Here is a 2,472-nt window from a genome sequence, read left to right as displayed (position 1 = left end):
CAGAAGTACGGCGGCTCGTCGGTGTCCGACGCCGCCAGCATCAAGCGCGTCGCGCAGCGCATCGTCGCCACCAAGAAGGCGGGCAACGACGTCGTCGTGGTCGTCTCCGCGATGGGCGACACGACCGACGAGCTCCTCGACCTCGCCCACGAGGTCTCGCCCCTGCCCGACGGCCGCGAGCTCGACATGCTGCTCACCGCGGGCGAGCGGATCTCGATGGCGCTGCTCGCGATGGCGATCGGCAACCTCGGTCAGCAGGCGCAGTCCTTCACGGGGTCCCAGGCCGGCGTGATCACCGACTCGGCGCACGGCAGGGCCAAGATCATCGACGTCACGCCCGGAAGGATCCGCCGGGCGATCGAGGAGGACGCCGTCGCGATCGTCGCGGGCTTCCAGGGCGTCTCGCACGACAGCAAGAACATCACGACCCTCGGCCGCGGCGGGTCCGACACCACCGCGGTCGCCCTCGCCGCCGCGCTCGAGGCGGACGTCTGCGAGATCTACACCGACGTCGACGGCATCTTCACCGCCGACCCGCGCATCGTCCCCGCAGCCCGCCGCATCCCGGTCATCTCGTACGAGGAGACGCTGGAGATGACGGCCAACGGCGCCAAGATCCTGCACCTGCGCTGCGTCGAGTACGCGCGCCGCAACAACATGCCCATCCACGTCCGCTCGTCCTTCTCCACCAAGCAGGGGACCTGGGTGGTCAGCGCGGAGCGGATGGCGGAGCTGTTGTCCACGGAACTCACGAACGAAGTCGATGGGGAGGCTCCCGTGATGGAGCAAGCGATCATCTCCGGCGTTGCGCACGATCGCAGCGAGGCCAAGATCACCGTCGTCGGGGTCCCCGACAAGGTGGGCGAGGCGGCGCGCATCTTCGAGGTGCTCGCGGAGGCGCAGATCAACCTGGACATGATCGTCCAGAACGTCTCCGCCGCCTCGACGGGCCTGACCGACATCTCCTTCACGCTCCCGCGCGCCGACGGTCAGACCGCGATGACGGCGCTGGCACGGCTCAAGGACGAGGTCGGCTACGCCCAGCTGCAGTACGACGACGGGGTCGGCAAGATCTCGCTCGTCGGCGCGGGGATGCGCACCAACCCCGGCATCTCGGCGCGGTTCTTCAAGGCGATCGCCGATGCCGGCGTCAACATCGAGATGATCTCGACCTCCGAGATCCGGATCTCGGTCGTCGTCAACGAGCAGCAGATCGACGACGCGGTCACCGCCGCGCACCGCGCGTTCGACCTGGACTCCCACGAGGTCGAGGCCGTCGTCTACGGCGGCACCGGTCGCTAGGCACGAGGAGCACACCACCATGGCCCACGGACTGAAGATCGGCGTCGTCGGCGCGACCGGCCAGGTCGGCGGCGTGATGCGCACGCTGCTCCAGGAGCGCGCGTTCCCGATCGACGAGATCCGCTTCTTCGCCTCGGCGCGCTCGGCGGGCACGACGCTGTCCTTCGCCGGACGCGACGTCGTCGTCGAGGACACCGCGACCGCCGACCCGACGGGCCTCGATGTGGCCGTGTTCTCGGCCGGTGCCACCATGTCGCGGGTCCAGGCCCCGCGCTTCGCCGCGGCCGGGGTGACGGTCATCGACAACTCGTCGGCCTGGCGCAAGGACCCCGAGGTGCCGCTGGTCGTCTCCGAGGTCAACCCGGAGGCCATCGACCAGGCGGTCAAGGGCATCATCGCCAACCCCAACTGCACCACGATGGCCGCGATGCCGGTGCTGAAGCCGCTGCACGACGAGGCGGGACTGGTGCGCCTCGTGGCCAGCACCTACCAGGCCGTGTCAGGCTCAGGGCTCGGTGGCGTCGAGGAGCTCGCGACGCAGGCCGAGAAGGTCGTCGCCGGTGCTCGCGCGCTGACCTACGACGGCTCGGCGCTGGACTTCCCCGAGCCGCAGAAGTACGTCGCTCCGATCGCGTTCAACGTGCTGCCGATGGCCGGCTCGGTCGTGGACGACGGCAGCGAGGAGACAGACGAGGAGCAGAAGCTGCGCAACGAGTCGCGCAAGATCCTCGGCCTCCCCGACCTGCGCGTGTCCGGCACGTGCGTGCGCGTGCCGGTCTTCACCGGGCACTCCCTGTCGCTCAACGTGGAGTTCGCCGACGCGATCACCCCCGACCGTGCGCGGGCACTTCTCGCCGAGGCGCCTGGGGTTCAGCTCGTCGACGTGCCGACACCGCTGCAGGCAGCCGGTGCCGACCCGAGCCTCGTCGGACGGATCCGCCAGGACTCCAGCGTCGACGGCGAGCGCGGTCTCGTGCTCTTCGTCAGCAACGACAACCTGCGCAAGGGTGCGGCGCTCAACACCATCCAGATCGCTGAGCTGATCGCGGCACGCTGACGTGCCGGTCGTCGTCCGGCCTCGCGACCCCAGGGACGTCGACGCGCTCGTGGCGGTGCTGGCGGTCGTGCACGAGCACGACCGCTATCCCATCGTCGGCGCGCACGTCGAGG

2 protein-coding genes are annotated in these 2,472 nt (G+C 69.7%); both read left to right on the top strand.

Annotated elements, in window-relative coordinates; translation table 11 throughout:
- Positions 1–1,302: aspartate kinase (locus tag PV363_RS17225; protein WP_301023007.1), on the top strand; the 1,302-nt coding region annotated here is incomplete at its 5' end.
- Between the two features lie 19 nt (positions 1,303–1,321).
- A complete protein-coding gene (locus tag PV363_RS17220; protein ID WP_220343126.1) occupies positions 1,322–2,359 on the top strand; it encodes an aspartate-semialdehyde dehydrogenase in 1,038 nt (345 codons plus the stop codon).
- Positions 2,360–2,472 lie beyond the last annotated feature (113 nt).

The sequence above is a fragment of the Mumia sp. genome (genome assembly GCF_028803055.1).
Taxonomy (GTDB): Bacteria; Actinomycetota; Actinomycetes; order Propionibacteriales; family Nocardioidaceae; genus Mumia.
The sequence above is the reverse complement of the archived record's forward strand: the minus strand, read 5'-3'. Positions and strand labels throughout refer to the sequence as shown.

Excerpts from the sequence above, each read along its gene's own strand:
- PV363_RS17220 (WP_220343126.1), top strand. The coding sequence starts at position 1,322 with ATGGCCCACGGACTGAAGATCGGCGTCGTCGGCGCGACCGGCCAGGTC.